Origin of the sequence: Streptomyces sp. NPDC050121 (assembly GCF_044460385.1) — a bacterium.
GTDB lineage: Bacteria > Actinomycetota > Actinomycetes > Streptomycetales > Streptomycetaceae > Streptomyces > Streptomyces soliscabiei.
The window spans coordinates 84,108-106,250 of the sequence record NZ_JBITJV010000015.1 but is presented as its reverse complement, the minus strand read 5'-3'; the positions used below and the strand labels follow the sequence as shown (position 1 = coordinate 106,250).

Sequence of the window (22,143 nt, the reverse complement as noted above, 5' to 3'; positions counted from 1 at the left end):
CGCAATCGATGTGATCTTGCTTCGCCCGACCGTTCATGGGAGTGGGAGATGAGCGACCCCTGGGACGGTCCTGTCGGCCAGACCACGCGCAGCCGCACCGCCAGGGTGCCCGGGCAGCGTACGGCCGGACACGACGGGGCACGCCCACCGGGCGGCCGGGCCGCGGCGCGGGCGCAATCCCGCCCACGCGGGGGTGCGCGGGCCCGGCGCCGGGACCGCCCGGTGCGGCGCGGCAGGCGCGTGCTGCGGATCGTCGGGCTGTGCCTGGCGGTCCTGGTGCTGGGCACGGCCGGCGCCGGCTGGTGGTTCTACCAGCACCTGAACGGCAACATCAACAGCGTCTCGCTCGACGGCAAGGGCGGCACGGAGAAGGTCGACGCGTTCGGCCGGACGCCGATCAACATCCTGGTCATGGGCTCGGACGGCCGTACCAGCGAGGCGGACTGCAAGCTGGGCGGCGGCTGCTCGAAGACCGGGGTGCAGACCAGCAGCAACGCGGACGTGCAGATGGTGGTGCACGTATCCGCCGACCGCTCCAACGCCACCGTGGTGAGCATCCCCCGCGACACCATGACCAACGTGCCGTCGTGCAGGGACGGCGAGACCGGCCGGTCCACAGCCGGTTACTACGGCCAGATCAACAGCGCGCTGCAGTACGGCCCGGCCTGTCAGGTGGCCACCGTCCACCAGCTCACCGGCATCCCCGTCGACCACTTCGTGAAGCTCGACTTCTCCGGCGTGGTCAAGATGTCCGATGCCGTCGGCGGCGTCTCCGTGTGCGTCAGCGACGACGTGTACGACACCTACTCGCATCTGAAGCTCTCCAAGGGCGCCCACACCCTCAAGGGCGTCGCGGCCCTGGAGTTCGTCCGCTCCCGGCACGGCTTCGGCGACGGCAGTGACCTCGGCCGTACCGTCTCCCAGCACATCTTCCTCAGCGCGATGATCCGCAAGTTCAAGAGCGCGGGCACGCTCACCGACCCCACCGCGGTCTACGACCTCGCCGACGCCGCCACCAAGGCACTGACCGTCGACGACGGCCTCGGCAGCGTCAAGAAGCTGATAGCGCTCGCGGCCGACCTGAACAAGGTCCCCTCCAAGCGGATGACCTTCACCACCATGCAGACCGCCCCCGACCCGGCCGACAGCAACCGGGTGGTGGTGGGCGCGGGCGCCAAGACCCTGTTCGCCACGATCGCGGACGACCAGTCCCTGACCACCGGCTCCGGAAGCAAGTCCGCAGCGGCCTCCGCGACCGCCGGCGTGACGGCCACGGCCACCGCCTCGGCCGTACCCGCGTCCCAGATCGCCGTGACGGTCCAGAACGGCACCGGTATCACCGGCCGCGCCTCCACCGTCGCCACCGCACTCACGGACGCCGGCTTCGGTTCCGGTACGACCACCGCCAACGCCCCGAGCGCCGCGACCACGACCACTCTCACCTACGGCGCCGACCAGAACGCGGAGGCCCAGACGGCCGCCAAAGCCCTGGGCCTGCCCTCCTCGCACCTGAGGCAGGGCAGCGGCACGGGCCTGACCCTGGTGGTCGGCAGCGACTGGCCGAGCGGCACGACCTACCCCGGAGGCGCATCCTCGCCCGCGCCCGCCGACACGAAGGCCGCGGTCTCAGGCGCCCACGCCCAGACCGCCGACCAGGCGAAAACCTGCGCCAAGGTCAGCCCCTACAAGACGGTCTCCCTCAACGGCGTCCCCATGACGCCGACTCAGGCGTACGCGGCGGCCAGGGGCAAGGCCGACTCCGACGCCTGAGGCGGTGACCGGCGCGACGGCAGGGTTGTACAGTTGCGCAAGCTGGCAATAAATACGAGTAACCATGGAAAGACGGAGGGTGCCGCGCGCCTGCGCGCACCGCTGTCCGGCGTAGAGAAAGGGTGTGCGGGATGCTCCGCAACGGACTGGAACCCTGGCACCTGCTGATCGTGGCGATCGTGATCCTCGTGGTGTTCGGCTCGAAGAGGCTCCCCGACGCCGCGCGCGGGCTGGGCAAGTCGATGCGCATCCTCAAGAGCGAGGCCCAGGCGATGAAGGAGGACGGCACCGCCCAGCGCGCCGCCACCCCGGCCGAGGACGCCACGGCTCCCGCCGCCGAGAGCCGCCCAGCTCCCTGACGCCGGCGTAATCACGGCCGCCCGCCAGGCTCCGGACGATCTCGAACACGATCTCGCGCCGTTATCGTTCCGAACATGAGCGCTTCACCCCACACGGCTGACCGGAGCCGGAACAAGCCCGCCCTCGTCAGTGCCTACGCCGCCGCCGGCAGCGTGGTCTACGCGAGCGGGTCCGTCATGGGCGGATGGCTGACGGTGACGTACTCCGCGCCGATCCTGGGCCTCCTGATCGTCTGCGCGCTGGTCGCCGTCGTCTCCGGACACATCGGCCGCCGCCGTGCCAAAAAGCATGGAGCAGAAGGTCGTTGGCTGTCCCTGGCGGCCATCGTCGTGGGCTGGCTGTGCATCCTGTACGCGGTCCTGGTCAACCTCCTGGTCCTGGGGCTGATCGCGGGGCTGGCCGCTTTGCTCGGCTAGTGTGATGCGCCGAAAATCCTGAGATTGACCATGCGGGGAACCTCCCGCGGTGACCTGACAGGGAGCGACAAGGTGAGCGGTGCCGGCGAGGGACTCGGCAAGGTCGAAGTGAGGCTCAAGTGGGACCCGAGTCCCTTCGGGGAGCCGCCTCGCCATCTCGACATCATCGCCGCGACCTACTCGGTCGACGACCCCTACGGCCGGCCGGTGTACGTCGTCCACTACGACAGCCGGTCACCGGACGGCACCATCAACATGACCCGGCACAGCCAGACCGGCATGGGCTTCGGCTTCGTCGAGGTGATGGTCCTGGAGTGCGACCGGCTGGCCTCCACCTACGCACGGGTGGTGGTCGGCGTGGCCATCCACCAGGACGGCGGCCCACGCACCTTCGGTGACATATCCAACGGCGGGGTGCTCGTCGTGGAGGGCTACCGGCAACTCCTGGCGGACGACTTCGCGCAGCTCGGGGAGTTCACCGCCGCGACGATGGCGGAGTTCAGCAGGGCCGAGTCCGGAGCGTGGGAGTTCCACGAGATGGTCCGCGGCTTCGACAGCGACCCGGTGCTCTTCACCGCGGAGATGGGCGGCGTCCGCCGGTGACGGCGTCGGCGGTCGACGGCGGGGCGCGCTCAACGCCCCGCCGCGCCCAGGAGTTCGTGCAGCAGGTGTGAGGCGGTGATCACTCCGGGCAGGGAGATCAGCAGCGAGGCGGGGCGGATCAGCGCGATCGTCAGGACGACGGCGAGGTGGCCGCCGATCGACAGGTCGCCGAACAGCGCCGGGGTGAGAGTTGCGCCGAAGACCAGCAGCGCCGCGAACTTCGCCGGCTCCGCGAGCGCCTCGCCCAGCCGCACATCCCGAGTCGCCCGTCGCGGGGTTACCGGTTCACCCAGGGCCTGCACATCTCTTCCGGTATCGCGGCGATTCCGCTCCTGCTCGCCAAGCTGTGGACGGTGTGTCCACGGCTGTTCGAGTGGCCGCCGCTGCGCTCGGCGCGGCACGCGCTGGAACGTCTGTCGGTCGCGGTGCCGGTGACCGGGCCCCTGGTGCTGCACATGGCGGTCAAGGCCCCGGAGCGGGTAAGCCCGTTGGTCAGCTCTGGCAGCCGCACCCTGAGGCGGTCTTGGCTTCCGCCACCGTCGTGGCGGGATCGGTGGCCTGCTCGTCCGAGGTGCAGCAGGCGGCGACGCCGCAGCACCCGCCCGTCGCGGCGTTCGAGGAGCCCGGCTCATCACCGGCGGAGGGCTTGACCGCGCGGACGATGGCTGAGTGCATCCCGTCGGCGACGGCGTGGGTCGGCGTGATCTCGACGCCGGTGAACCCGGCGGCTTCGAGCCCTTCCCGGTATTCGGCGAAGGACAGCGCGCCGGCGATGCAGCCCACGTAGTCGCCGCGTTCGGCGCGCTGCTCGGGCGTGAGGGTGTCGTCGGCGACGACGTCGGTGACGCCGACACGGCCGTCGGCCTTGAGGACGCGGAACGTCTCGGCGAAGACGGCGGGTTTGTCGACGGACAGGTTGATCACGCAGTTGGAGATGACGACGTCGATGGTGTTCGCGGGCAGAGGTATGGCCTCGATGGTGCCCTTGAGGAACTCGACGTTGGTGGCTCCCGCCTTTTCGGCGTTGGCCAGGGCCAGGGCGAGCATCTCGTCGGTCATGTCGAGCCCGTACGCCTTGCCGGTCGGGCCGACGCGGCGGGCGGAGAGCAGGACGTCGATGCCGCCACCGGAGCCGAGGTCGAGGACGCGCTCGCCCTCGCGCAGTTCCGCTACGGCGGTCGGGTTGCCGCAGCCGAGGGAGGCGGCGACCGCTTCGGCAGGCAGGATGTTGCGCTCGTCGGCGGCGTACAGCGTGGAGCCGAAGTTCTCGTCGACCTCGACCGGCTCGGCCCCGCAACAGGCGGTGCCGCCCTCACTGACCTTCACGGCTGCGGCGGCGTAGCGTCGGCGGACGGTTTCGCGCAGGTCGGTGGACTGCTCGTTCATCACTTCACTCCTGGGTGACCGGGCATGGCGGTGCCCGGAACGGCCTGTATTGAAGTTCGTTGATACAACCTTGCGTCTTGGATCGAAAAACGTCAACATAGAAGCATGTCGAAACAAGAGCTTGAGGTGCTCGGCCAGGACGCCGGCTGCTGCCCGGGGCTGGCATCCGCGCCGATGGACGAGGACCAGGCGGCCGAGCTGGCGAAGGTGTTCAAGGCTCTGGGCGACCCGGTCCGGCTGCGCCTGCTGTCGATGATCGCCTCACGCGGCGAGGGCGGCGAGGTCTGCGTCTGCGAGCTGACCCCCGCCTTCGACCTGTCCCAGCCGACGATCTCCCACCACCTCAAGCTCCTGCGCCAAGCCGGTCTCATCGACTGCGAGCGCCGTGGCACGTGGGTGTACTACTGGGTGCTACCGGCGGCTCTCGACCGGCTCGCCGTGTTCCTGAAGACGCCGACCGCGGTCGAGGCACTCGCGTGAGCGCCTCACTGGGGCGCCGTGCCCTGGCCGAGGCCGTCGGCTCGGCGGCGCTGGTCGCGGTGGTGGTCGGTTCCGGCATCCAGGCCACCGAACTGTCCCGGGACGTCGGCGTCCAATTGCTCGCCAACTCGCTGGCCACCGTGTTCGGCCTGGGCGTGCTCATCGTGCTGCTCGGGCCTGTCTCCGGGGCTCACTTCAATCCTGTCGTCACGCTCGCCGCCTGGCTGACCGGCCGCCGTGCAGGCGACGGGCTCACGGCGCGGCAGGTGGGCGCGTACGTCTCTGCCCAGATCGCTGGTGCGGCAGCGGGTGCAGTCCTGGCCGACGCCATGTTCGGTAAGCCGCTGGTGCGGTGGTCGACGCACGACCGTTCGGCCGGCCACCTCCTGCTGGGCGAGATCGTGGCCACCGCCGGCCTTGTTCTCCTGATCTTCGGGCTGGCCCGAGTCGGCCGTGCCCACTTCGCCCCGGTGGCGGTTGCGTCGTACATCGGGGCCGCGTACTGGTTCACGTCCTCAACGTCGTTCGCGAACCCGGCGGTGACGATCGGCCGTGCCTTCACGGACACGTTCGCCGGCATCGCACCTGGATCGGTCGCCCCCTTCGTAGCGGCCCAGGTGGTCGGTGCCGTACTCGGACTTGCGCTGGTGGCGGCAGTCTTCGGGCGCCCGGCTCCTGCGCGGGCCGGTACTTCCGCCGTGCACGCCGAGCCCGAACTCGCCGCCCCCACCCTTCCCTGACCCACCGCCCAGGAAGACGCCACCATGAGCAGCACCCCCGCCGCCGAGCAGCACTCCGTCCTCTTCGTCTGCGTCCACAACGCCGGCCGCTCCCAGATGGCGGCGGCGTTCCTCACCCACCTCGCCGGAGACGCCGTGGAGGTCCGCTCGGCCGGCTCGGCCCCGGCCGAAACGGTCAACCCCGCCGTCGTCGAGGCGATGAGCGAATCGGGCATCGACATCTCTGCCGAGACCCCGAAGATCCTCACCGTCGAGGCCGTCCAGGCGTCGGACGTCGTGATCACCATGGGCTGCGGCGACACCTGCCCCGTCTTCCCCGGCAAGACCTACCTGGACTGGAAGTTGGACGACCCGGCAGGGCAGGGCGTCGACGCCGTACGCCCCATCCGCGACGAGATCGAGGACCGCGTCAGGGGCCTGCTCACCGACCTCGGTGTGCAGCCCCGTGGATGACGGCCGCCAACGGGGGGCAGTCGCTCACAGTGGCGCCCTTGCCGCCAGGGCGTGGACTCGATCGCCTGGCGCGTGCAGCGGTCGTAGCCCGCTTGGTGAGGTTCTTCGGCGTCGGGCGTCCGGCGGGCGTGAGCCCAGGCGTCTGAGCGAGCACGGAGTCGAGGTCCTGTTGCCGCACGACGACGGACGGGGCCTGTGAGCTCGGCTCGGCCGGCCCTCCAAAACGGGACGGGACATGGGGCAGTCCGGTACATGGACTACTCTTGGTACATGTCCATGAAGCGCACCAACGTCTACGCCGACCCCGAGGACCTGGCCATCATCAAGGAGGCCGCCAAGCGCCGAGGTATAAGCGAGGCCGAGATCATCCGCCAGGGCATCCACCTTGCAGCCATGGCGAACCGGGTCTGGGACGAGCCGCTGTTCTCACGCACCTTCGAGGGGCCGGGCCGCACGCTGTCCAAGTCGGAGGTCCGCGACACGGTCGCCGACGCCGTCGTCGGGCATGAGGCCGGCCCAGGTCCCGGATCCGCCGCGTGATCATCGTCATCGCAGACACGTCCGGCCTTCTGGCAGCCCTGGACTCGGCTCATCCGGAACACCGGGCGGCGAACGAGGCCATCATGGCGGCGGGCCTGCTGGTCATGTCCCCGCTCCTGCTGGCCGAACTGGATCATGTGGCGACGCGTGAGCTCGGCAGGGAGGCCGCCCTCAGCGCGGTCGACGACCTGCGGCGCTGGATGAGCCGGGGTCGTGTCGTCCTGCCGGAGATCACGGAGGACCACTTGGGCGCCGCCCAGTCCGTCCGTGTCCGCTACCGCGCGCTGGACCTCGACCTCGCCGACGCGGTGAACGTGGCGCTTGCCGCCGACTACGACACGGACGCGATTCTCACCCTCGACCGACGAGACTTCCGGGCCGTACGCCCGTTGGGACGCTACAAGGCGTTCCGGGTACTCCCCGACGACCTCCCGCTCTGAGGAACTCCTTCTCCGGGCAGGGCTGCCCGACTGCTGCCCTGACCGAACCCCGCCGATCGGCGGGGTGGTGGGGGCCGACCGGCGGGACAACTCCCGTAGCCTGTCGGATGGTTGGTGGCGTCCGCGCTTCGGCAGGGTTGTCCCGGTGACCGAGATCGAAAGTGCCGACAAGGCGCCTGGACGGCCCCTACCCTCAGCTGAGTCCGCCACGGCGACGGAACGCCCCGCGCCGATGGCGCGGCTGGTCGGGGTGGACCTCGCCCGTGCACTGGCCGTGTTCGGAATGTTCGCCGTGCACGTCGGCCCCGCCCCCACGCCCGGGGGCGGCGTCGGCGACTGGTTCTTGGAGCTGGCGAGCGGCCGGGCGTCGGCTCTGTTCGCCACCCTTGCCGGGTTCTCGTTGATGCTGATCGCAGGCCGCTTCGAGCCGAAGACCGCACTGGCCGGCCGGCAGGCGAGGGCCCGGATCGTGATCCGGGCCGTGATCCTGCTGGTGCTGGGCAGCGCGTTGGCGATGACCAACTTCGGTGGAGCCGGGATCCTCAACTTCTACGCGGTGTACTTCCTGTTCGCCCTGCCCCTGCTTCGGCTGCGGGCCAGGACGCTCGCGATCATCGCGGTCACGCTCGCGGTCGTCACGCCGCAGCTGGCGTACGTGATCCGGGCGCTGCTCACCGAGTCGATCGTGAACAGCATCGACTCCTGGGACCCGATCGCGCGGCTCTCCGGCGTGGGCGTGCTGGACCTCCTGCTTCTCGGCCTCTACCCGGCGATCACCTGGATGACGTTCGTGGTCACCGGCATGGCGTTGGGCCGGCTGGATCTGACCTCCGGTGCGGTGAGGCGGCGGCTGGCCGTGGTCGGTCCCGCGCTGATCGCGTTCGGGTACGGCGTCTCGTGGCTGGCGCTGCGGCTGACCGGCGGCGCTCAGAAGATCATGGCCGGGATGTCCGCCATGAAGGACCCAGGTGCCATGAAGGACCCCGGCATGGCGTCGGGATCCTTCGACACGCCGGTCGGTGGTGGGCTGTGGGGCTCCGACGCATGGGGGTTGCTGGCAGCCGAGCCGCACAGCGGTTCCACGTTCGACCTCATCGGCAGCATCGGGATCGCGATCACCGTGCTCCTGTGTCTGACGGTGGCCCTCGACCGGCTGCCGTGGCTGCGCCGGCCGGCGGCCCCGGTCATCGCCGTCGGCACCATGTCCCTGACCCTCTACGTGGGCCACATTCTGGTGATCCTCGCCTTGCCCGGCGAAGCGGCCACTCCGCCGCAGTCCGCCTCCGCCGCGCTGCTGCTCTGCTTCATCCTCGGGGCCACCCTGTTCGCGGCGATCTGGTCCCGCTTCTTCCGCCGCGGACCTCTGGAATACCTGCTCAACGGCGCCACCAAACTGGCGCATCGCGTCCGATGAACCTCGGTCGGGCAACCCCGGGAAGTCGGTACGAGGAGTGGCCGCTGTTCGCATCCCCGGTGTGCTTCAGCCCTCCGGGGATGCGCGGCAGCGTGCGTCGGCCTCCGGCATGCGGGCGCCGGAAGCCGTAGCCGCCGCTCGACGCGCATCGCCGGTCTGTCGGGCGGCGTACCGCCGGACGGCACGCATGTGCGGTGCCCGCGGCCCCCGCGCAGCCTTCCGCCTCTCACCTGCCGTTCCGCCCGACCACTGATCCAGGGACCTTCACCATGGCCGCCATCCCCACTGCCCGGAGCACCGCCTCCCATGGCCTCCGCCGGGAACCGCCCGGCCGCACCGACCGGCCGGAAGCTCCAGCGCGCTGGGAACGCCCGGCGCTGGCCGCGGTGTTGGGCGTCGCCGCACTGCTGTACGCCTGGGGCATGGGGCACGCCGCGATCCACCCCTACTACAGCGCGGCGATACGGTCGATGGCCACCAGTTGGCGGGCCTTCTTCTTCGGCGGTCTCGACACCAGCGGTTCGATCACGCTCGACAAGTTGCCCGGCGCCTTCTGGCCCGATGCCGTCTCCGTATGGATCTTCGGGCCGCACACGTGGGCGGCCGCGCTGCCCCATGTGATCGAGGGCGTGCTCACCGTGTGGCTGCTGCACCGGATCGTACGGGCATGGGCCGGGCCGTTCGCCGCACTGATCGCCGCGCTGACGCTCACCTTCACTCCGGTCACCGTGGTACTGAACAGGGCCACCATCCCGGACACCGCACTCACGCTGCTGCTGGTGGCAGCCGCCGGAGCCCTGCAGAAGGCGGCACGGACCGGACGGCTGCTCCCGCTGATCATGTGTGGCGTCTGGGTCGGGCTCGCTTTCCAGACGAAGATGCTGCAGGCCTGGCTCGTACTGCCGGTCTTCGCCGTGGTCTATCAACTCACCGCGAGCGGGTCGCCGTTGCGGAGGGCTCTGCGCCTCCTGCTGAGCGGTGCGGTCACGCTGGCCGTCTCCTGCGCGTGGGCGCTGATCGCGTGGCTGACTCCCGCAGGCAACCGCCCCTATGTCGACGGTACGTCGAACAACAACCCCTTCAGCCTGGTCTTCGGCTACAACGGCATGAGCCGCTTCGGCGACGACGGCACCGCGTTCGGCGCGGTCCCGGGCACCGCCGCCAGCCGTACCTCCGGAAACACCGGCTGGGGGATGCTCGTCAACCACACCGTCGGCCCGCAGATCGCCTGGTTCCTGCCGCTCGCCGTGCTCGCCGCCGTAACGGCCCTCATCTGGCGCGCCCGCGAGCCGCGGACCGACCTGCCGCGGGCAGGTTTCCTCCTCTGGGGCGGCTGGCTCGCCATCCATGCCGTGGTGTTCAGCGTCTCCAACGGCAATCACGTCTACTACACGGCCGTGCTCGCACCGGCGATCGCCGCGCTTGCCGGAGGCGGGCTCGCGCTCTTCCGGTCCGCGCACGAGTCCGGCGGCAGGCGACGGCTGTGGCTGCCGTCGGCGATCGTGCTGACGGTGGCCTGGACGCTCGTACTCGACGGGCCGACCTGGTTCGCCTCCCGGCTGCTGGCGTTCGCCGTGGTCTTCGCGGTGTGCGGGACGGTCGGCCTGTGGTCCAGCGGGTCACGCGCCTCCCGGAGGCTGGTCCAAGGGTCTCTGGCCGCCGGAATCGCGGCCACTCTGCTCGTACCCGCCGGCTGGGCCGTCTCGGCCCTCGACCCGCGCTACGCGGGCGCGTCCACGTCGCCGACGGCGGGTCCGGTCGGCGAGGCCTACCGTAGGGCCCTCCACGACCCGTCCGCTCTCCGTCGGGCCGAGCTCGACCGGCCCAGCACCCGCGACGCCGCCCTGCTGGACTACCTCATCGCGCACCGCAAGGGCGAGAAGTACCTGCTCGCGACCCAGGCCGCCTACCCCGCCGAACGTCTGCTGCGCGCTCAGGCCCAACCCGTGCTCGTCATGGGCGGATTCACCGGCAAGACCCCCTTCCCCAGCGCCCCGCAGCTCGGCGACCTGATCGCCACTCACCAACTCCGCTACGTGCTGCTCACTCACCTGCGACCCACCACCCCCGCCACGACGTGGGTGAAGTCCCACTGCAGCCGCGTCCGCTCCGGGGCCTACGGCTGGCGCACCAGGGGCAACTTCGCCCTCTACGACTGCCGCACCCCCGCCGATCGGCGGGGGTGAAGCAGCCGACTGCGGGATGGGCAAGGCAGAACAAATACAAAATAATCCTTGCGGGAAATTGTCGCCCCGTCCACAGGCGACCCATCGCAATTTGTTCGCATCTCGTGAATCCTGAATTAACCATTCTCATGGTGCGGCAAACTAGCAGGTCAGGCGAGTTGAGTGAGCTCCGTCACGCCGCCCCGATAAACCGGCGAAGCATTCCCGCCGTCAGACAGGTCAAGAACTTTCGTTCGTCGCTTCACGCGAAATCGGCAGAGGCTGGAAAGGATTTTTCTTGACCACCAATCGATCCCCGATATCCACGCGGGGCCCGGCTCGGCGTCGGGCGGACATGGCTGTGTTGGGGGGTGTGCGGCCGCCGCTGGCGGCCCTGCCGGTTCTGTTGGCGCTCGTCGCGGGCCTGACGGTGTTCGCCGTCGGGAGCGATGCCGAACGGGGCGTTCCTGAAGCTGTCCTCAGCTCCCAGCAGCACATCGCCGAGGACGGGGCGGTCGCGCTGCAGGGCGCCGTCGACCAGAGTGTCACCGATCTGCGGGCAGCGGCCGCGGACTTCGGTGGCCCCAAGTCCGTACCGGCGGACGCATTGCTGACCCGCCTCGACCGGACCTACCGCAAGTGGCGCGGTACCGCCGTCGTCGACCTGTCCACCGGTGGGCTGCTCGCCTCGCACGGCGAGGCCGTACCGCTCGGGAAGGTGAACCTTCGTGGACTGCCGGCGAACCCGCCTCCGAGACTGGTGCGGGACGACTCGGGCGTCACCCGGCTACTGGCCTTCGCGACCCTGTCGCAAGGCGACAGGCAGGAGTTGCTCGTCGCCTCCCAGAGCCTGAAGCTGCCGGGCATCTCCGTCGGCAGGAATCACACGCTCGACGTCGTGGACCGTGACGGAGCCACCCTCGCCTCGGCCGGGCCGGGATCCGGCACCGACCGGGCCAAGGCGCTGGTCGGCGCCGCCGCCCGCGAGGCGCAGAGCAAGGGACCGTCGGACGCCGCCACTGCCGGCGGCTTCGCCGGTCCGAGCGGCAGTCTCGTCGGGGCAGCGGACGGCAAGACCCGTACCGCAGTCGGGTACGCCGCGGTGGCCCGGGCGCCTGCCTCGAAAGAGAGTCCGAGCAGCGCGCTCGGGCTGACGGTCGTCACGACGGTACGAACCGAGCGTCATGGGGCCGGGACCGGTGACCTTCGTCTCGCCGTCCTTGCCGCGGCCGTGCTGCTGATCCTCGCGGCCGGGGTCACCGCCGCCCTCCACATGGTGGTGCAGCGGCCTGTGCTGCGGTTGCGTCGCGAAGCGCTAAGGCTCGGCTCGGGTGACCTCACGGCTCCCGTCCACGTGTCCCGCTTCGGGGAACCCGGCCGGGTCGGCGCCGCGCTGGAGGCACTGCGCCTGCAACTCCGTGGCAGGGGCGAGCCGTCGCAGGACACGGTCGCGCAGCCACCGGCCAGGAGGCGTGTTCTCGGGACCGGCAAGGGCCGGCGTCGGCTCGGACTGCGCACCGTCCTTGTGGTGTGCGCGTTCGCTCTGCTGGCCTGGCCCGCGTCGATGCTGCTGACGCTCGGCAGCACCTGGCCGCACCCCGCTGCGGTCGTACCGCGGGTGATCTCCGACGACCAGCGGCAACGCACCGAGACGACGGCGGATCGCGTACGCAGGGGGATCAACGACGGATACGCCGATCTCGCCCATCTCGCCACCGTGATCGACACTTCCCGGTCGGAGGAGGCACGCAAGATCCTCGACAGATCCCTGGAGCAGCACGGCCGATATCAGTCCCTGTACGTCGTCGACGGCGCCGGCGAGATCCTCGTACGCGCCGGCGGTGAACCCCGCACCCCGAAGAAGGTCCGCATCAGGCCCGGGGTCATGCAGACGAACACGTCCGGCACGGAACCGGTGCTCGCCGCCGTGGCCGCTCAGCAGGTCAAGGGTGCGCCGGCGAGGTCCGCACGCCGCTATGTCGTGGGCGAGTTCAAGGTCCAGTACCTGGCCGGCATCCTCAACCGGCCCGGTCTCGGCTCGGTGTGGCTGGTGGACTCCGCTCACCGGGTCATCGCGTCCAACAAGGGGTTCGTGGCCTTCGGGCGGGTCTCCGACGGCCGGCTGCGGGCCCAGCTGAAGTCCGTCCGCAAGACCAAGGGCTCCGCCGAGCTGCTGCTCGGCTGGAGGGATCCGGCGGTCGCCGCAGTGGCGCCGTTCAACGACAAGCGGGGCGTCGCGAGCGCACTCGGCTGGAGCGTCGCCTCCATCAGGCCGGTGTTCTGGATCGGCCTGCCCGAGTACGAGGCCCAGCGGCGGATCATGCTCGTCGGTCTGCTGGGGGTGACCACGGGCGCCCTCTGCCTCGGCTGGCTGTACCTCGTCGTCGTACGTCCGCTGCGTGAAGTCACCCAGGGCGCCGAGGCGTTGGCGGCCGGGGACCGCAGAACGGTGCTCTACCCGCGCTACCACGACGAGGTGGGATCCCTCGCCCGCAGCCTCGAACTGATCAGACAGCGACTCCCCCGCGCCGACGCATCGCCCGCGCCCGGTTCCCCGGACGGGCCGCCCACCGCCTCCACTTCCCTGTCCGGCCCCGGTCCCAGGAGCTGACCCGCCGTGCTCTTCCTGTACTGCGTCCTCGCGACGTGCTGCGCCGGCCTGCTCGTCGCAGGCATCGTCGAACAGCGCCGCCATGACGCGAATCTGGCCGCCATACCCACCCGAGTGCTGGTCAACGGCATTCGCGGCAAGTCCTCCATCACCCGGCTGTGCGCGGGCGCGCTGCGCGGCAGCGGCCTGGTGACCGTCGCCAAGACCACGGGCACCGCGGCCCGGTTCATCCATCCCGACGCCACCGAAGAGCCCGTCTACCGCAAGTTCGGCATCGCCAACGTCGTGGAGCAGATCGGCATCGTCCGGCGGGCCGCCGGCTACCGACCCGATGTCCTGGTCATGGAGTGCATGGCCGTCATGCCCGCACTCCAGGAGATCAACCAGACCAAGCTGATCCGCTCCACCATCGGCGTGCTCTGCAACGTCCGCGAGGACCATCTCGCCGAGATGGGCCCGACGCTGGACGACGTGGCCCGCTCCCTGTGCCGGTCCCTGCCGGCGGGCGGCGTCTGCGTTACGGCCGAGAAGGAGCGCTTCCACATCCTCCAGGAGGAGGCCGACGCCCGGAACTGCGAGCTGGTCTACGCCGACCCGGAAACCGTCACCGACGAGGAACTGCGCGGCTTCAGCTGGTTCACCTTCAAGGAGAACGTCGCCATCGCACTCGCGGTCGCCGAACTGCTCGGCGTCGACCGCGCGACCGCGCTGAAGGGAATGTACGAGGCGCCACCGGACCCGGGTGTGCTGTCCGTCGAGCGGTACCGCACCCCTGGCGGAAAACGGCTGCGCTTCGCGAACGTCTTCGCCGCCAACGACCCCGAGTCGACACTGATGAACATCCAGCAGCTGCTCGAACTGGGCGCGATCCACCGTCCGTTGCACGTCGTCATCAACTGCCGTCCCGACCGTGTGGAGCGCAACGGGCAGATGGGCGCGCTCATCCCCCAGCTCGACCCGGAGACGGTGTTCCTCATCGGCCATCCCACCAAGTCGGCCGCCGACGCCATACCCGCCCACTGGACCGGGAACGTCGTCGATCTCGGCGGCGACCGCCGCGATGCCGACCGGCTCACCACGGACCTGCTGGCTCACCTGGGGCCGGACTCCTCGCTCGTCGCCATCGGCAACAGCCACGGCCAGGGCGAACTCTTCCTGGAGCGGCTCGCGGCACTCGCGCCCGAACACTCCGACGCCGCCGCTGACCCCGCCGGCCAAAGCGACGCCCTCACATCGCCCGGCGCCCACCACAACTCCTCCCATGGAGAATCCCGTTGATCCCCGCAGTGGTCACCCCGCAGATCGCCGCCATCGGCATCGCACTCGGTCTGGTGTTCTCCCTCCTGTGCTACCTGACCACGAACCTCTCACCGGGCGGCATGATCACCCCCGGCTGGCTCGCCCTCACCCTCGTCGGCGATCTGCGGCGCGCCGCCATGGTCGCGGCCGTGGCAGCCCTGACCTACCTGCTGACCAAGCTGCTGCAGCGCTTCGTCATCCTCTACGGCAAGCGGCTGTTCGCCGCCGTCGTGCTCATCGGTGTCCTGCTCCAGGCCGGGCTCTCCCTGTTGCTCCAGCAGCAGTTCCCCCTGCTGTTCGCCCATCAGGCCCTCGGGTTCATCGTCCCCGGTCTCATCGCCTACCAGCTCGAGAGGCAGCCCAAGACAGCGACGGTCCTCTCCACCGGCGCGGTCACTTTCGCCACCTACGTGATCTTGGTGTCCGGGCTGCTGCTGGGCGCCCTGCCGACGACATGAGTCGCCTCCTCCCCGACATGCGGCGCCATCTCACCTTGCCCCCCAGCGGAGTTGACCAGTGAAACGCCTTCTGCCCAGAATCCGTAGGTTCTCCCTGACCAGGAACGCGGCCCTGTTCCTGGTGACAGCCGTCCTGCTCGCGGCGAGCTGCGGGCTGACCCTGCAGTTGAGGCACCGCACCGACAATCCGGAGACGTCACAGGCATCACAGGCGTCACAGGCGTCACCGGGTGCCGGAATCCGGGTCAGGAGCGGCCCGCTGTACTTCGAGCGGATCGGCAACCCCGCCCGCACGGTCGCCCGCGACCGGCGCGGCACCGTCATCGCCACGTTCACCGACGGCGCCCGTACGGCCGTGCTGACAGGGCCCAGCAGAACGTTCGCGGAGCCGCGCACGACGGATGCCAAGGTCGTCACCAAGAGCTGGGTGCGGTTGCTGCCCAAGGCATGGGCCCGTGGCGCGGAGCAGAGCGACTGGTTCAGGACCTGGCTCAGGTCCCGGCTCGGCAGCCGCGATCCCGACATCCTCGCCACGGCCTTCGACTACATCGCAGGCGCCCCGGCCCGGAAGACGGCAGCGGGAGTCACATACAGCGGTGCCGCCCGCTACACACCCGACACCACCAGCGACTCCGGGCGTGCCAAGCAAGGCAAGTCGAAGCCGCGCATGGGCTCGGACTTCTACGACTACCTGGGCATCCCCTGGACCTTCCCCGACGCGGTCACCCGCAGCCCCGAGAAGGACCGCTCGCGCTCCGTCGACAGCTCCGGCTATGTCCGGCTGGTGTACGGATACCGCTCGGGGTTCCGGCTGAACAGCAGGGACAGCGCGGCGGGCAGCGGGCTGCAGCGGACCGCCGACGCGATCGCCCACGCGAAGCTCGGCGTACCCGTGATCCCCCTCACCGACCGCCGCCCCGCCGTCATCCAGCAGCTCCAGCCCGGCGACCTGGTCTTCTTCAGAACCCGGGAGCTGCCCGGCGGACAGATCGGCCACATCGGCATCTACCTCGGCCTGGACACCGCCGACCACTCGCGCTTCATCTCCAGCCGGAAGAACGCGGGCGGCCCCACCATGGGTGACAAGGGCGGCACCTCACGGCTCGACGGTGACGGCTACTACGCCCAAGGGCTGCGCGCGGCCCGCCGCCTCTGACTGCGGTGCCGCGGGGTGACGGGTGACGCCTCCCGCGTGCGGACGCCGGAAGCCGTAGCCCCACTCGACGCGTATCGCCGTGCGTGCCGGTCGGTGTACCGCCGGACGGCACGCACGTGCGGTGCCCGCGGCCCCCGCACAGTCTCCGCTTCTCACCTGCCGTTCCGCCCCACCACTGATCGCCGCACTGCTGTACGCCTGGGGCATGGGGCACGCCGCGGTCCACCCCTACTACGGCGCGGCGACACGGTCGATGCATGGGCCGGACCGTCCACCCCCGCCGATCGGCGGGGGTGGAGCAGCCGACTGCGGGATGGACAAGGCGGAAGAAATGCCAAATGATCCTGTTCGTCGCTCCATGCGACATCGGCCGAGCCCGGAAAGGGCGCTTCTTGACCACCACTCGATCCCCGATATTCACGCAGTGCCCGGCTCGGCGTCGGGGCGGACACGGCGAGGAGCTGCTGAGCTGTCGGAGCGGGGGCCGGGGCGGCCGCTGGTCTGTTACGAGTTCTGAAGCGGATTGAAATGATCTCTGTCCTGATTGTGATCACCACGGTGGTGGCCGGGTGGTCGCTGGTCGCCGGCCGGCTGGAACAGCGGCATGTGCGGGCTCCTCTGGTGCTGGTGCTCGCGGGCGTCGTCACAGGGCTGTTCACGCACAGCCATATCGCCGCCGCGTTGAACTCCGAGGTCGCTCAGCACGTGGCCGAGGTCATCCTGGCCGTCCTGCTGTTCGTCGACGCCACCGAGTTGCCGGGCGGGCGACTGTTCGGCAACGACCCCGGCTCCGCCGCGCGGGCACTGCTGGTGGCCCTGCCGCTGAGCCTGATCACGATGATGCTGCTGGGAATGTGGCTGCTGCCCGGCCTGCCGGTCGCGCTGCTGCTGCTCATCGCGTGCATCGTCGTCCCGACCGACTTCGCCCCGGCCGAGACGCTGGTCCGCGACCGGCGTATCCCGGCGAGGGTGCGCAGCGTGCTCAACGTGGAGAGCGGCTACAACGACGGCATCGTCTCGCCCCTCTTCCTGTTCGCACTGATCCTCGTCGGCACCAACTCCGTCACCCGCACGCCCGTGCAGGCCCTCGGCACGGCCGTGCCGTTCGCGCTGAAGGCCCTCGTGGCCGGCTTCGTGGTGGGTGCGCTGGTGGCGTGGCTGATCAATATGGCCGACCGCGCGGAGTGGATGACGGAGCAGTCCCGGCGGATCGTCGTGCTGGTCACACCGCTGCTCGCCTACACCGTGACCACGGCGATGGACGGCAATGGCTTCGTGGCCTCGTTCGTGTGCGGGATCGCCTTCCGCTACGTCAGGCAGGCGCCGGTTCGCCGACGGGGCGTTTCGGCTCCCCACGCCTCGGACTTCCAGCTCATCGAGGACACCAACTCGATGGCGACGATGTGCATGTGGTTCTTCTTCGGCAACGCCGTGGTGCTCGCCCTGGGCGAGGGCATCGACTGGCCCACCGTCGTGCTCTGCGTCGCCGCGCTCACCGTCGTGCGCATCCTTCCGATCATGCTCGCCTTCCTCGGCTCGAAGTTCACCTGGCGAGAACGGCTCATGGTCGGCGCGCTCGGACCACGAGGCACCACCTCCATCGTGTTCGGCCTGCTCGCGTTCAACGCTCTGCCGGACGGGCTGTACGCCGACACCGCCCTGTACGCCATGACCCTGACGGTGCTCGGCAGCGTTCTGCTCCACGGCGGCGGCTCGGTGGCCATCGCCCGGTCCCTGACCGGCCCGCCCCCGTCGGCTGCCGACGGCCCTGGCTCCCCGGGGACCGACGAGCCGGACTCACGGGTCGTCGCCATGCGGAGTTGATGTGCCTGGCGGTGCTGCGTGTCTCGCGGTGCCGTCGCGTCATCCGGTGTCGCCGTGCTTGCGGCGCGTCCGCCTCGCGGCCCCGACGGCTACCACCCCAGGCCGGTCTTCTCCAGCCACTCGGCGGGGGTGGGCCCGACAGCCGTCGGATGTGCGGAGAGCGGCCGGGCGTCCAGGCTGGAGGCATGACACAGCATGTTCGCAACAAGGAGCCCGAGACCGGCCTCGGGGCATCGGCCGACATCGACGTGCCCGGCCGTGACGTCACACGTGGCAGAGGCGGGTTGCTGGAACTTCTCGGCCTGACGCTGGCGGCGGGCGCTGGTGTCCTGTTCGTCGTCCGTCCTGAGTTCTACGAAGCAGGGGCGCACATCTTCGCCACGCGGGCGGCCTCACTGGTCCACTGAGCCGGCGATGGGAGATCTCCTTCGGTGTGAGGTCTCCGCGGTCCGGCACCATGGCCTTGCCCGGCGAGGCGGCGGCACATCCGCCCAGGGGCCCTGAGGGGTTCGTAGGCGGCGGTGCCGTCAGGAGGCGGACCACCCGACAGTCTTCGGTGACACCCCCGCCGACCGGCCTGGACCGCCCTGCCGACCGGCGGAACAGCGCCGCGCCGGCCGGTCGGCGGACCCGGACGGCCAACTGCCCTATCTGATGACGGCGTTGGCCACCACGACCGCTAGCCCGAGCAACGCGTCCACTGTGCCGGCACCGGCAGGCTCGTTCAGCCGGCCGGTCTTCATCCTGCCAGGCGCGGCTCGTTGATCCGCGTCGCTCGCGCCGCACTGTCCAGCTCCTCGTCCGACAGTACTACGGCCGCAAGACCTCATGGCCCGCACCAAGGCCCGGGTCTCTGACCTGGGCCTTGGTCGTGGAGCGGGTGACGGGAATCGAACTCGCGCTCTCAGCTTGGGAAGCGACGGCGCTTGGGCACCTACGTGGCTGCTGACCTGCGCAGATTCGTTGTGTCACCGCAGACTGCGTGCCTGGTGGCACCGCTGTTGACTGTGGTTCTGCGCTCTGAAGGGCACACTATGGGCACGACGCCGTGACGTGGGCGAGTGCCCTACCCGAGCCGCCTTCTCCCGGGCCGAAGCTCGTCGACGCGTAGGTCGACTGGGAGGAGCCGTAGCGAGTGCACATTGATGCCAGTCGCTGCCCTGGTTCGCGGAATGGTTCGGAAAGCTGATCAAGGAGCGCCTCGGCTCTGCCTCCCAAGTCGCCCAGGCCCTTTCCGCGTTGCGTGACGCAAGTCCTACGTTGGGGCGCCTTCTCGCGGCCCGCGCTGTCTTCGGCCGCATTCTTGCGACCCGCCGCCCGTCCGGCTCAGCGGACCGGGCGGCCGCTTCTTACCTCACGCCGAGAACCTGTCCTGCCTTCCGGCCATCTCTAGGAGGGGCGCATGACGTGTGGGAAACGAGCAAGGCGACCAGAACCGAAAGCGAGAGAGCGTGTCGGCCATCAGCCAGCGGATACACCTGGTGCTGCTTACCGCCTGGACAGTCCTCTGGTTCGCCGTGGTCCAGCCGCACGGGGGGTTCTCCTGGCACTACCTGCGTACTGGCGGGGAGTTGCTCTACGCGGGCTCGGGCAGGGCAGATGGCGGTCTGAACCTGTACGCCCACCACCCCGAACTGCAAATGGGCCCCGTCAGCTTCCTGACAGCGGGCCTGTTCAACCCTCTTCCCGAGCCCGCCGGGCAGTTCCTGGCCGAAGGCGTGATGTCCCTGCTCGGTCTGCTGATCCTGGTGGTGGCCGGACGCAGCGCCGCCTGGCATCTCCTGGGCACGGGCACCAATCACCAGCGGCTGAGGCAGCGGGTGCTGATCGCCGGCCTGGCCTTCATCCCGATGTGGATCGAGGTCGCCGTCCGTTTCGGCCACCTCGACGACGTACTGGCACTCTTTTTCACAGCCCTTGCCGTACGCGCTTTAACCCGCGGCAACCCCGCTGCGACGGGCGTCTTCCTGGCCTTGGCCATGGACTCCAAACCGACCGCGCTGGCCTTCCTGCCGCTGCTGCTCGCCCTGCCGAGGGGGCAGTGGCTGCGCGCGGGTCTGTGGTGCACGGCTCTGGTCGCGCTCGCCTGGCTGCCGTTCCTCCTCAATGCCCCGCAGTCGTTGACCGCAGCCGAGTTCACCATCCCCAACCAGCCTGCGTCCGCGCTGCACTGGCTCGGCGTCGACGATCCGCAGACCCCTCCCTGGGACCGGCCCGCGCAGGCCGCGATAGGGCTGGCGCTGGGTTGCGTCGCGGTCTGGCGAGGCCGCTGGGCCGCCGTCGTCCTGCTCGGCGCCAACGCCCGGATCGCCCTGGACCCCAGCGTCTACACGTACTACACCGCCTCCGTCCTGCTGGGCACCCTGCTGTGGGATGTCATCGGACAGCGGCGCCTGGTGCCCTGGTGGAGCTGGATCGGCCTGATCACCCTGTACGGCGCGGTCTTCGTCGTTCCCGGTGACGCGGCCCGCGGCCTGATCCGCCTGGGCTTCGTCATCGTCTCCACCGCGTATGTCCTGCTCTGGCCGGTACGAGACCGGCGTCGGCGACACTCCCGGTCCCGCGGCAGGCAGGTGGGAACCGAACTGGCCCTGGACACGGTGCAGTGAACCATGCCCGGCCCGCCGAAAAAGAGCCGACCGGCCTCCGCCGCCGAGACGCCGACCCCGACAGCCTCGTGATCCGCCGGCGCCAACCCCGACGACCAACGTCCTGGCACGCGGCGAGTGATCGCAGCACACAGCAAAAAGGCCCAGGTCGATGACCTGGGCCTTCTTCATGGAGCAGCTCGGCGTGGTCCGCCGCTTGGTGCAGCTCGCGAAAGTGCAGTTCCAAGGCGTCCAGGAAGCGTCCGTACCTGTCCGCCCGGCCCTTGCCGACCGTGGCCGTGCCGACAGGGACGATGCCCGGGGAGTTGGCCAGGCGCAGCAGCAGCGACTCGAGCAGGCTGCGCCGCAGGGTGTGGTGGACGTCGAGGGGGCGTCCCACCGGGCACCTCCCAGCAGGTGCCGGGCTTCCAGGAGGCGCCGCTCGTCGATGAGTTCACGTACCCCCTTGCCGGTGGCGTCCCGGGTGGCACGGCTGAGGGTGCGGACCGAGCAGCCGAGCAGCTCGGCGTAGTCGTTGGAGTGCCGTCTGCCGGAGCCAGGCGGTGTCGCCGGGGTGCGGGCTCAGCACGGCAGGGGCCTCGTGCGCGGTGAGCGGGGCCAGGAGACGGGCCAGGTCGGGCCGAAGCACATCCGGCATCGCCACCGACCGGCTCGCCCACCGGCACCGCCGCTGGCCTGCCTCGGCCAACCCCCATCTACTGGTAAGCCAGCACTCGGTGCTCGACCAGGAGCGGCCACCGGTATCGATCGGAACCCTGCGGATGGTCTTCCCGAAGGGCGTGGCTGGAGCCCGAGGAGAAGATCGCGTTCCGGCGCCGCCCTCTTCCTGGGACACCCGGGGCGTTCGCCGTTGAGGACCGTACGGCGGTGGCGATCGTCGGGATGGTCACTCTTGAGCCTGGCTCGCCCCGCGTCCCGGCGGCCTGAACCGGTGAGCCGTACTGGCGACGGGATCCACCGAATCAGGAGGCCGCGGCCTGCTGACTGTGACGCTCCTCGAAAGTTCGTTTGATGACCGCGCCACCATGGGTCATCGACGCGTCGATGGCGGGGGCGAGGTCGTCGGGCAGCACATCGTGGATCCAGATGAGCCGGCAGTGATCCTCACCGTCGGCGAGTACTTGCATGGACGCGTTGTCGTGGGCCGGCTGCATGCTGTCCCCAACGACGGCGTAGACGATCCGGCGGTTTTCGTGGTCGGAAGCGATGAAGCGCTCCCTTGCCACAGTGCCGTCGATGAACGTGACGACCCTGGTGTCGGTCTCGACGCGGGTGTCCGCTACGAAACCGGGTGCCATACGCGACGGTCCCGCGGCGAAGTCACCGATGACCGCCCACACGTCGTCGGCACTGCATGCGATCGTGATTTCCTTGCTGATGGAAGCCATTGCTCCTGCTCGTGAATCGGCGTTTTTGGAT

General features: G+C 69.9%; 20 protein-coding genes and 3 pseudogenes. 19 read left to right on the top strand and 4 right to left on the bottom strand.

All coding sequences use genetic code 11. The annotated features are described in order from the left end of the window. Window positions 1–48: 48 nt before the first annotated feature. From ACIBTS_RS23555 to ACIBTS_RS23540, 4 genes are all read left to right on the top strand, one after another. A complete protein-coding gene (locus tag ACIBTS_RS23555; protein ID WP_399321869.1) occupies window positions 49–1,770 on the top strand; it encodes an LCP family protein in 1,722 nt (573 codons plus the stop codon). Between the two features lie 131 nt (window positions 1,771–1,901). After that, complete coding sequence (gene tatA / locus ACIBTS_RS23550) at window positions 1,902–2,129, top strand: Sec-independent protein translocase subunit TatA (RefSeq protein ID WP_319670587.1); 228 nt, start codon at window positions 1,902–1,904, stop codon at window positions 2,127–2,129. 75 nt (window positions 2,130–2,204) lie between these two features. After that, the gene (locus ACIBTS_RS23545) at window positions 2,205–2,546 is read left to right on the top strand and encodes a DUF4190 domain-containing protein (protein WP_399321868.1); all 342 of its coding nucleotides are present in this window, start codon (window positions 2,205–2,207) and stop codon (window positions 2,544–2,546) included. A gap of 30 nt (window positions 2,547–2,576) precedes the next feature. Next, window positions 2,577–3,149 (top strand): TerD family protein, encoded by a 573-nt coding sequence (locus ACIBTS_RS23540; protein WP_319670585.1) that lies wholly within the window; start codon window positions 2,577–2,579, stop codon window positions 3,147–3,149. Window positions 3,150–3,232: 83 nt separating this feature from the next. Here ACIBTS_RS23540 and ACIBTS_RS23535 read toward each other — a convergent pair. Further along, window positions 3,233–3,397 (bottom strand): annotated as a pseudogene (locus tag ACIBTS_RS23535) (sodium:proton antiporter); the annotation flags it as partial. Window positions 3,398–3,403: 6 nt separating this feature from the next. On the opposite strand from ACIBTS_RS23535, the pseudogene ACIBTS_RS23530 reads away from it, so the two are divergent. Continuing rightward, window positions 3,404–3,625: pseudogene (locus ACIBTS_RS23530) on the top strand (molybdopterin-binding protein); the annotation flags it as partial. A gap of 16 nt (window positions 3,626–3,641) precedes the next feature. Here the strand turns inward: ACIBTS_RS23530 and arsM are convergent. Beyond that, entirely contained in the window at window positions 3,642–4,535 is an 894-nt protein-coding gene (gene arsM / locus ACIBTS_RS23525; protein ID WP_399321866.1) for an arsenite methyltransferase, read from the bottom strand. A gap of 105 nt (window positions 4,536–4,640) precedes the next feature. Between arsM and ACIBTS_RS23520 the strand changes: the two genes are divergently transcribed. The 14 genes from ACIBTS_RS23520 (at window position 4,641) to ACIBTS_RS23455 (ending at window position 20,724) form a co-directional block, all read left to right on the top strand. Continuing rightward, window positions 4,641–5,015, top strand: a complete 375-nt coding sequence (locus ACIBTS_RS23520; RefSeq protein ID WP_399321864.1) for an ArsR/SmtB family transcription factor — start codon at window positions 4,641–4,643, stop codon at window positions 5,013–5,015. Further along, window positions 5,012–5,755, top strand: a complete 744-nt coding sequence (locus tag ACIBTS_RS23515) for an aquaporin (RefSeq protein ID WP_399321863.1) — start codon at window positions 5,012–5,014, stop codon at window positions 5,753–5,755. Before ACIBTS_RS23520 ends, ACIBTS_RS23515 begins: the two co-directional genes overlap by 4 nt. 24 nt (window positions 5,756–5,779) lie before the next feature. After that, the gene (locus ACIBTS_RS23510; protein WP_399321861.1) at window positions 5,780–6,208 is read left to right on the top strand and encodes an arsenate reductase ArsC; all 429 of its coding nucleotides are present in this window, start codon (window positions 5,780–5,782) and stop codon (window positions 6,206–6,208) included. A gap of 270 nt (window positions 6,209–6,478) precedes the next feature. Next, window positions 6,479–6,748: a CopG family transcriptional regulator gene (locus ACIBTS_RS23505; protein ID WP_399321860.1), complete on the top strand. Its 270-nt coding sequence runs from the start codon at window positions 6,479–6,481 to the stop codon at window positions 6,746–6,748. After that, window positions 6,745–7,188, top strand: a complete 444-nt coding sequence (locus ACIBTS_RS23500; RefSeq protein ID WP_285556848.1) for a PIN domain-containing protein — start codon at window positions 6,745–6,747, stop codon at window positions 7,186–7,188. The genes ACIBTS_RS23505 and ACIBTS_RS23500 overlap by 4 nt, the downstream gene beginning before the upstream one ends. A 145-nt stretch (window positions 7,189–7,333) precedes the next feature. Further along, window positions 7,334–8,602 (top strand): DUF418 domain-containing protein, encoded by a 1,269-nt coding sequence (locus ACIBTS_RS23495; RefSeq protein WP_399321858.1) that lies wholly within the window; start codon window positions 7,334–7,336, stop codon window positions 8,600–8,602. Window positions 8,603–8,871: 269 nt separating this feature from the next. Continuing rightward, on the top strand, window positions 8,872–10,788 hold the full coding sequence (locus tag ACIBTS_RS23490; RefSeq protein WP_399321857.1) for an ArnT family glycosyltransferase: 1,917 nt from the start codon (window positions 8,872–8,874) through the stop codon (window positions 10,786–10,788). Between the two features lie 334 nt (window positions 10,789–11,122). Further along, window positions 11,123–13,378 carry a cache and HAMP domain-containing protein gene (locus ACIBTS_RS23485; RefSeq protein ID WP_399321855.1) on the top strand — a complete coding sequence of 752 codons (2,256 nt, stop codon included), beginning with the start codon at window positions 11,123–11,125 and terminating at the stop codon, window positions 13,376–13,378. 6 nt (window positions 13,379–13,384) lie between these two features. Beyond that, window positions 13,385–14,656, top strand: coding sequence for a poly-gamma-glutamate synthase PgsB (gene pgsB / locus ACIBTS_RS23480; RefSeq protein WP_399321853.1), 1,272 nt, complete (start codon window positions 13,385–13,387; stop codon window positions 14,654–14,656). Beyond that, on the top strand, window positions 14,653–15,135 hold the full coding sequence (locus tag ACIBTS_RS23475; protein WP_319670574.1) for a poly-gamma-glutamate biosynthesis protein PgsC/CapC: 483 nt from the start codon (window positions 14,653–14,655) through the stop codon (window positions 15,133–15,135). The genes pgsB and ACIBTS_RS23475 overlap by 4 nt, the downstream gene beginning before the upstream one ends. 58 nt (window positions 15,136–15,193) lie before the next feature. Next, entirely contained in the window at window positions 15,194–16,291 is a 1,098-nt protein-coding gene (locus tag ACIBTS_RS23470; protein WP_399321851.1) for an NlpC/P60 family protein, read from the top strand. A 528-nt stretch (window positions 16,292–16,819) separates the two neighbouring features. Beyond that, window positions 16,820–18,115 carry a cation:proton antiporter gene (locus ACIBTS_RS23465; RefSeq protein ID WP_399321850.1) on the top strand — a complete coding sequence of 432 codons (1,296 nt, stop codon included), beginning with the start codon at window positions 16,820–16,822 and terminating at the stop codon, window positions 18,113–18,115. A 185-nt stretch (window positions 18,116–18,300) separates the two neighbouring features. Beyond that, window positions 18,301–18,522, top strand: coding sequence for a hypothetical protein (locus ACIBTS_RS23460; protein ID WP_399321849.1), 222 nt, complete (start codon window positions 18,301–18,303; stop codon window positions 18,520–18,522). A gap of 1,044 nt (window positions 18,523–19,566) precedes the next feature. Further along, on the top strand, window positions 19,567–20,724 hold the full coding sequence (locus ACIBTS_RS23455) for a hypothetical protein (protein WP_399321847.1): 1,158 nt from the start codon (window positions 19,567–19,569) through the stop codon (window positions 20,722–20,724). Here the strand turns inward: ACIBTS_RS23455 and ACIBTS_RS23450 are convergent. Then, window positions 20,609–21,358, bottom strand: a pseudogene (locus ACIBTS_RS23450) (hypothetical protein); the annotation flags it as partial. The gene ACIBTS_RS23455 and the pseudogene ACIBTS_RS23450 sit on opposite strands and share 116 nt — an antisense overlap. Window positions 21,359–21,686: 328 nt before the next feature. Continuing rightward, entirely contained in the window at window positions 21,687–22,112 is a 426-nt protein-coding gene (locus ACIBTS_RS23445) for an SRPBCC family protein (protein ID WP_399321845.1), read from the bottom strand. Between the last annotated feature and the right edge of the window lie 31 nt (window positions 22,113–22,143).

Bases quoted from the DNA above. Each gene is read 5' to 3' on its own strand.
- ACIBTS_RS23445 (WP_399321845.1), bottom strand. From the start codon at position 22,112: ATGGCTTCCATCAGCAAGGAAATCACGATCGCATGCAGTGCCGACGAC.
- ACIBTS_RS23520 (WP_399321864.1), top strand. From the start codon at position 4,641: ATGTCGAAACAAGAGCTTGAGGTGCTCGGCCAGGACGCCGGCTGCTGC.
- ACIBTS_RS23545 (WP_399321868.1), top strand. From the start codon at position 2,205: ATGAGCGCTTCACCCCACACGGCTGACCGGAGCCGGAACAAGCCCGCC.
- ACIBTS_RS23540 (WP_319670585.1), top strand. From the start codon at position 2,577: ATGCGGGGAACCTCCCGCGGTGACCTGACAGGGAGCGACAAGGTGAGC.
- ACIBTS_RS23485 (WP_399321855.1), top strand. From the start codon at position 11,123: ATGGCTGTGTTGGGGGGTGTGCGGCCGCCGCTGGCGGCCCTGCCGGTT.
- ACIBTS_RS23510 (WP_399321861.1), top strand. From the start codon at position 5,780: ATGAGCAGCACCCCCGCCGCCGAGCAGCACTCCGTCCTCTTCGTCTGC.
- tatA (WP_319670587.1), top strand. From the start codon at position 1,902: ATGCTCCGCAACGGACTGGAACCCTGGCACCTGCTGATCGTGGCGATC.
- ACIBTS_RS23555 (WP_399321869.1), top strand. From the start codon at position 49: ATGAGCGACCCCTGGGACGGTCCTGTCGGCCAGACCACGCGCAGCCGC.
- arsM (WP_399321866.1), bottom strand. From the start codon at position 4,535: ATGAACGAGCAGTCCACCGACCTGCGCGAAACCGTCCGCCGACGCTAC.
- ACIBTS_RS23460 (WP_399321849.1), top strand. From the start codon at position 18,301: ATGACACAGCATGTTCGCAACAAGGAGCCCGAGACCGGCCTCGGGGCA.
- ACIBTS_RS23465 (WP_399321850.1), top strand. From the start codon at position 16,820: ATGATCTCTGTCCTGATTGTGATCACCACGGTGGTGGCCGGGTGGTCG.
- ACIBTS_RS23490 (WP_399321857.1), top strand. From the start codon at position 8,872: ATGGCCGCCATCCCCACTGCCCGGAGCACCGCCTCCCATGGCCTCCGC.
- ACIBTS_RS23505 (WP_399321860.1), top strand. From the start codon at position 6,479: ATGTCCATGAAGCGCACCAACGTCTACGCCGACCCCGAGGACCTGGCC.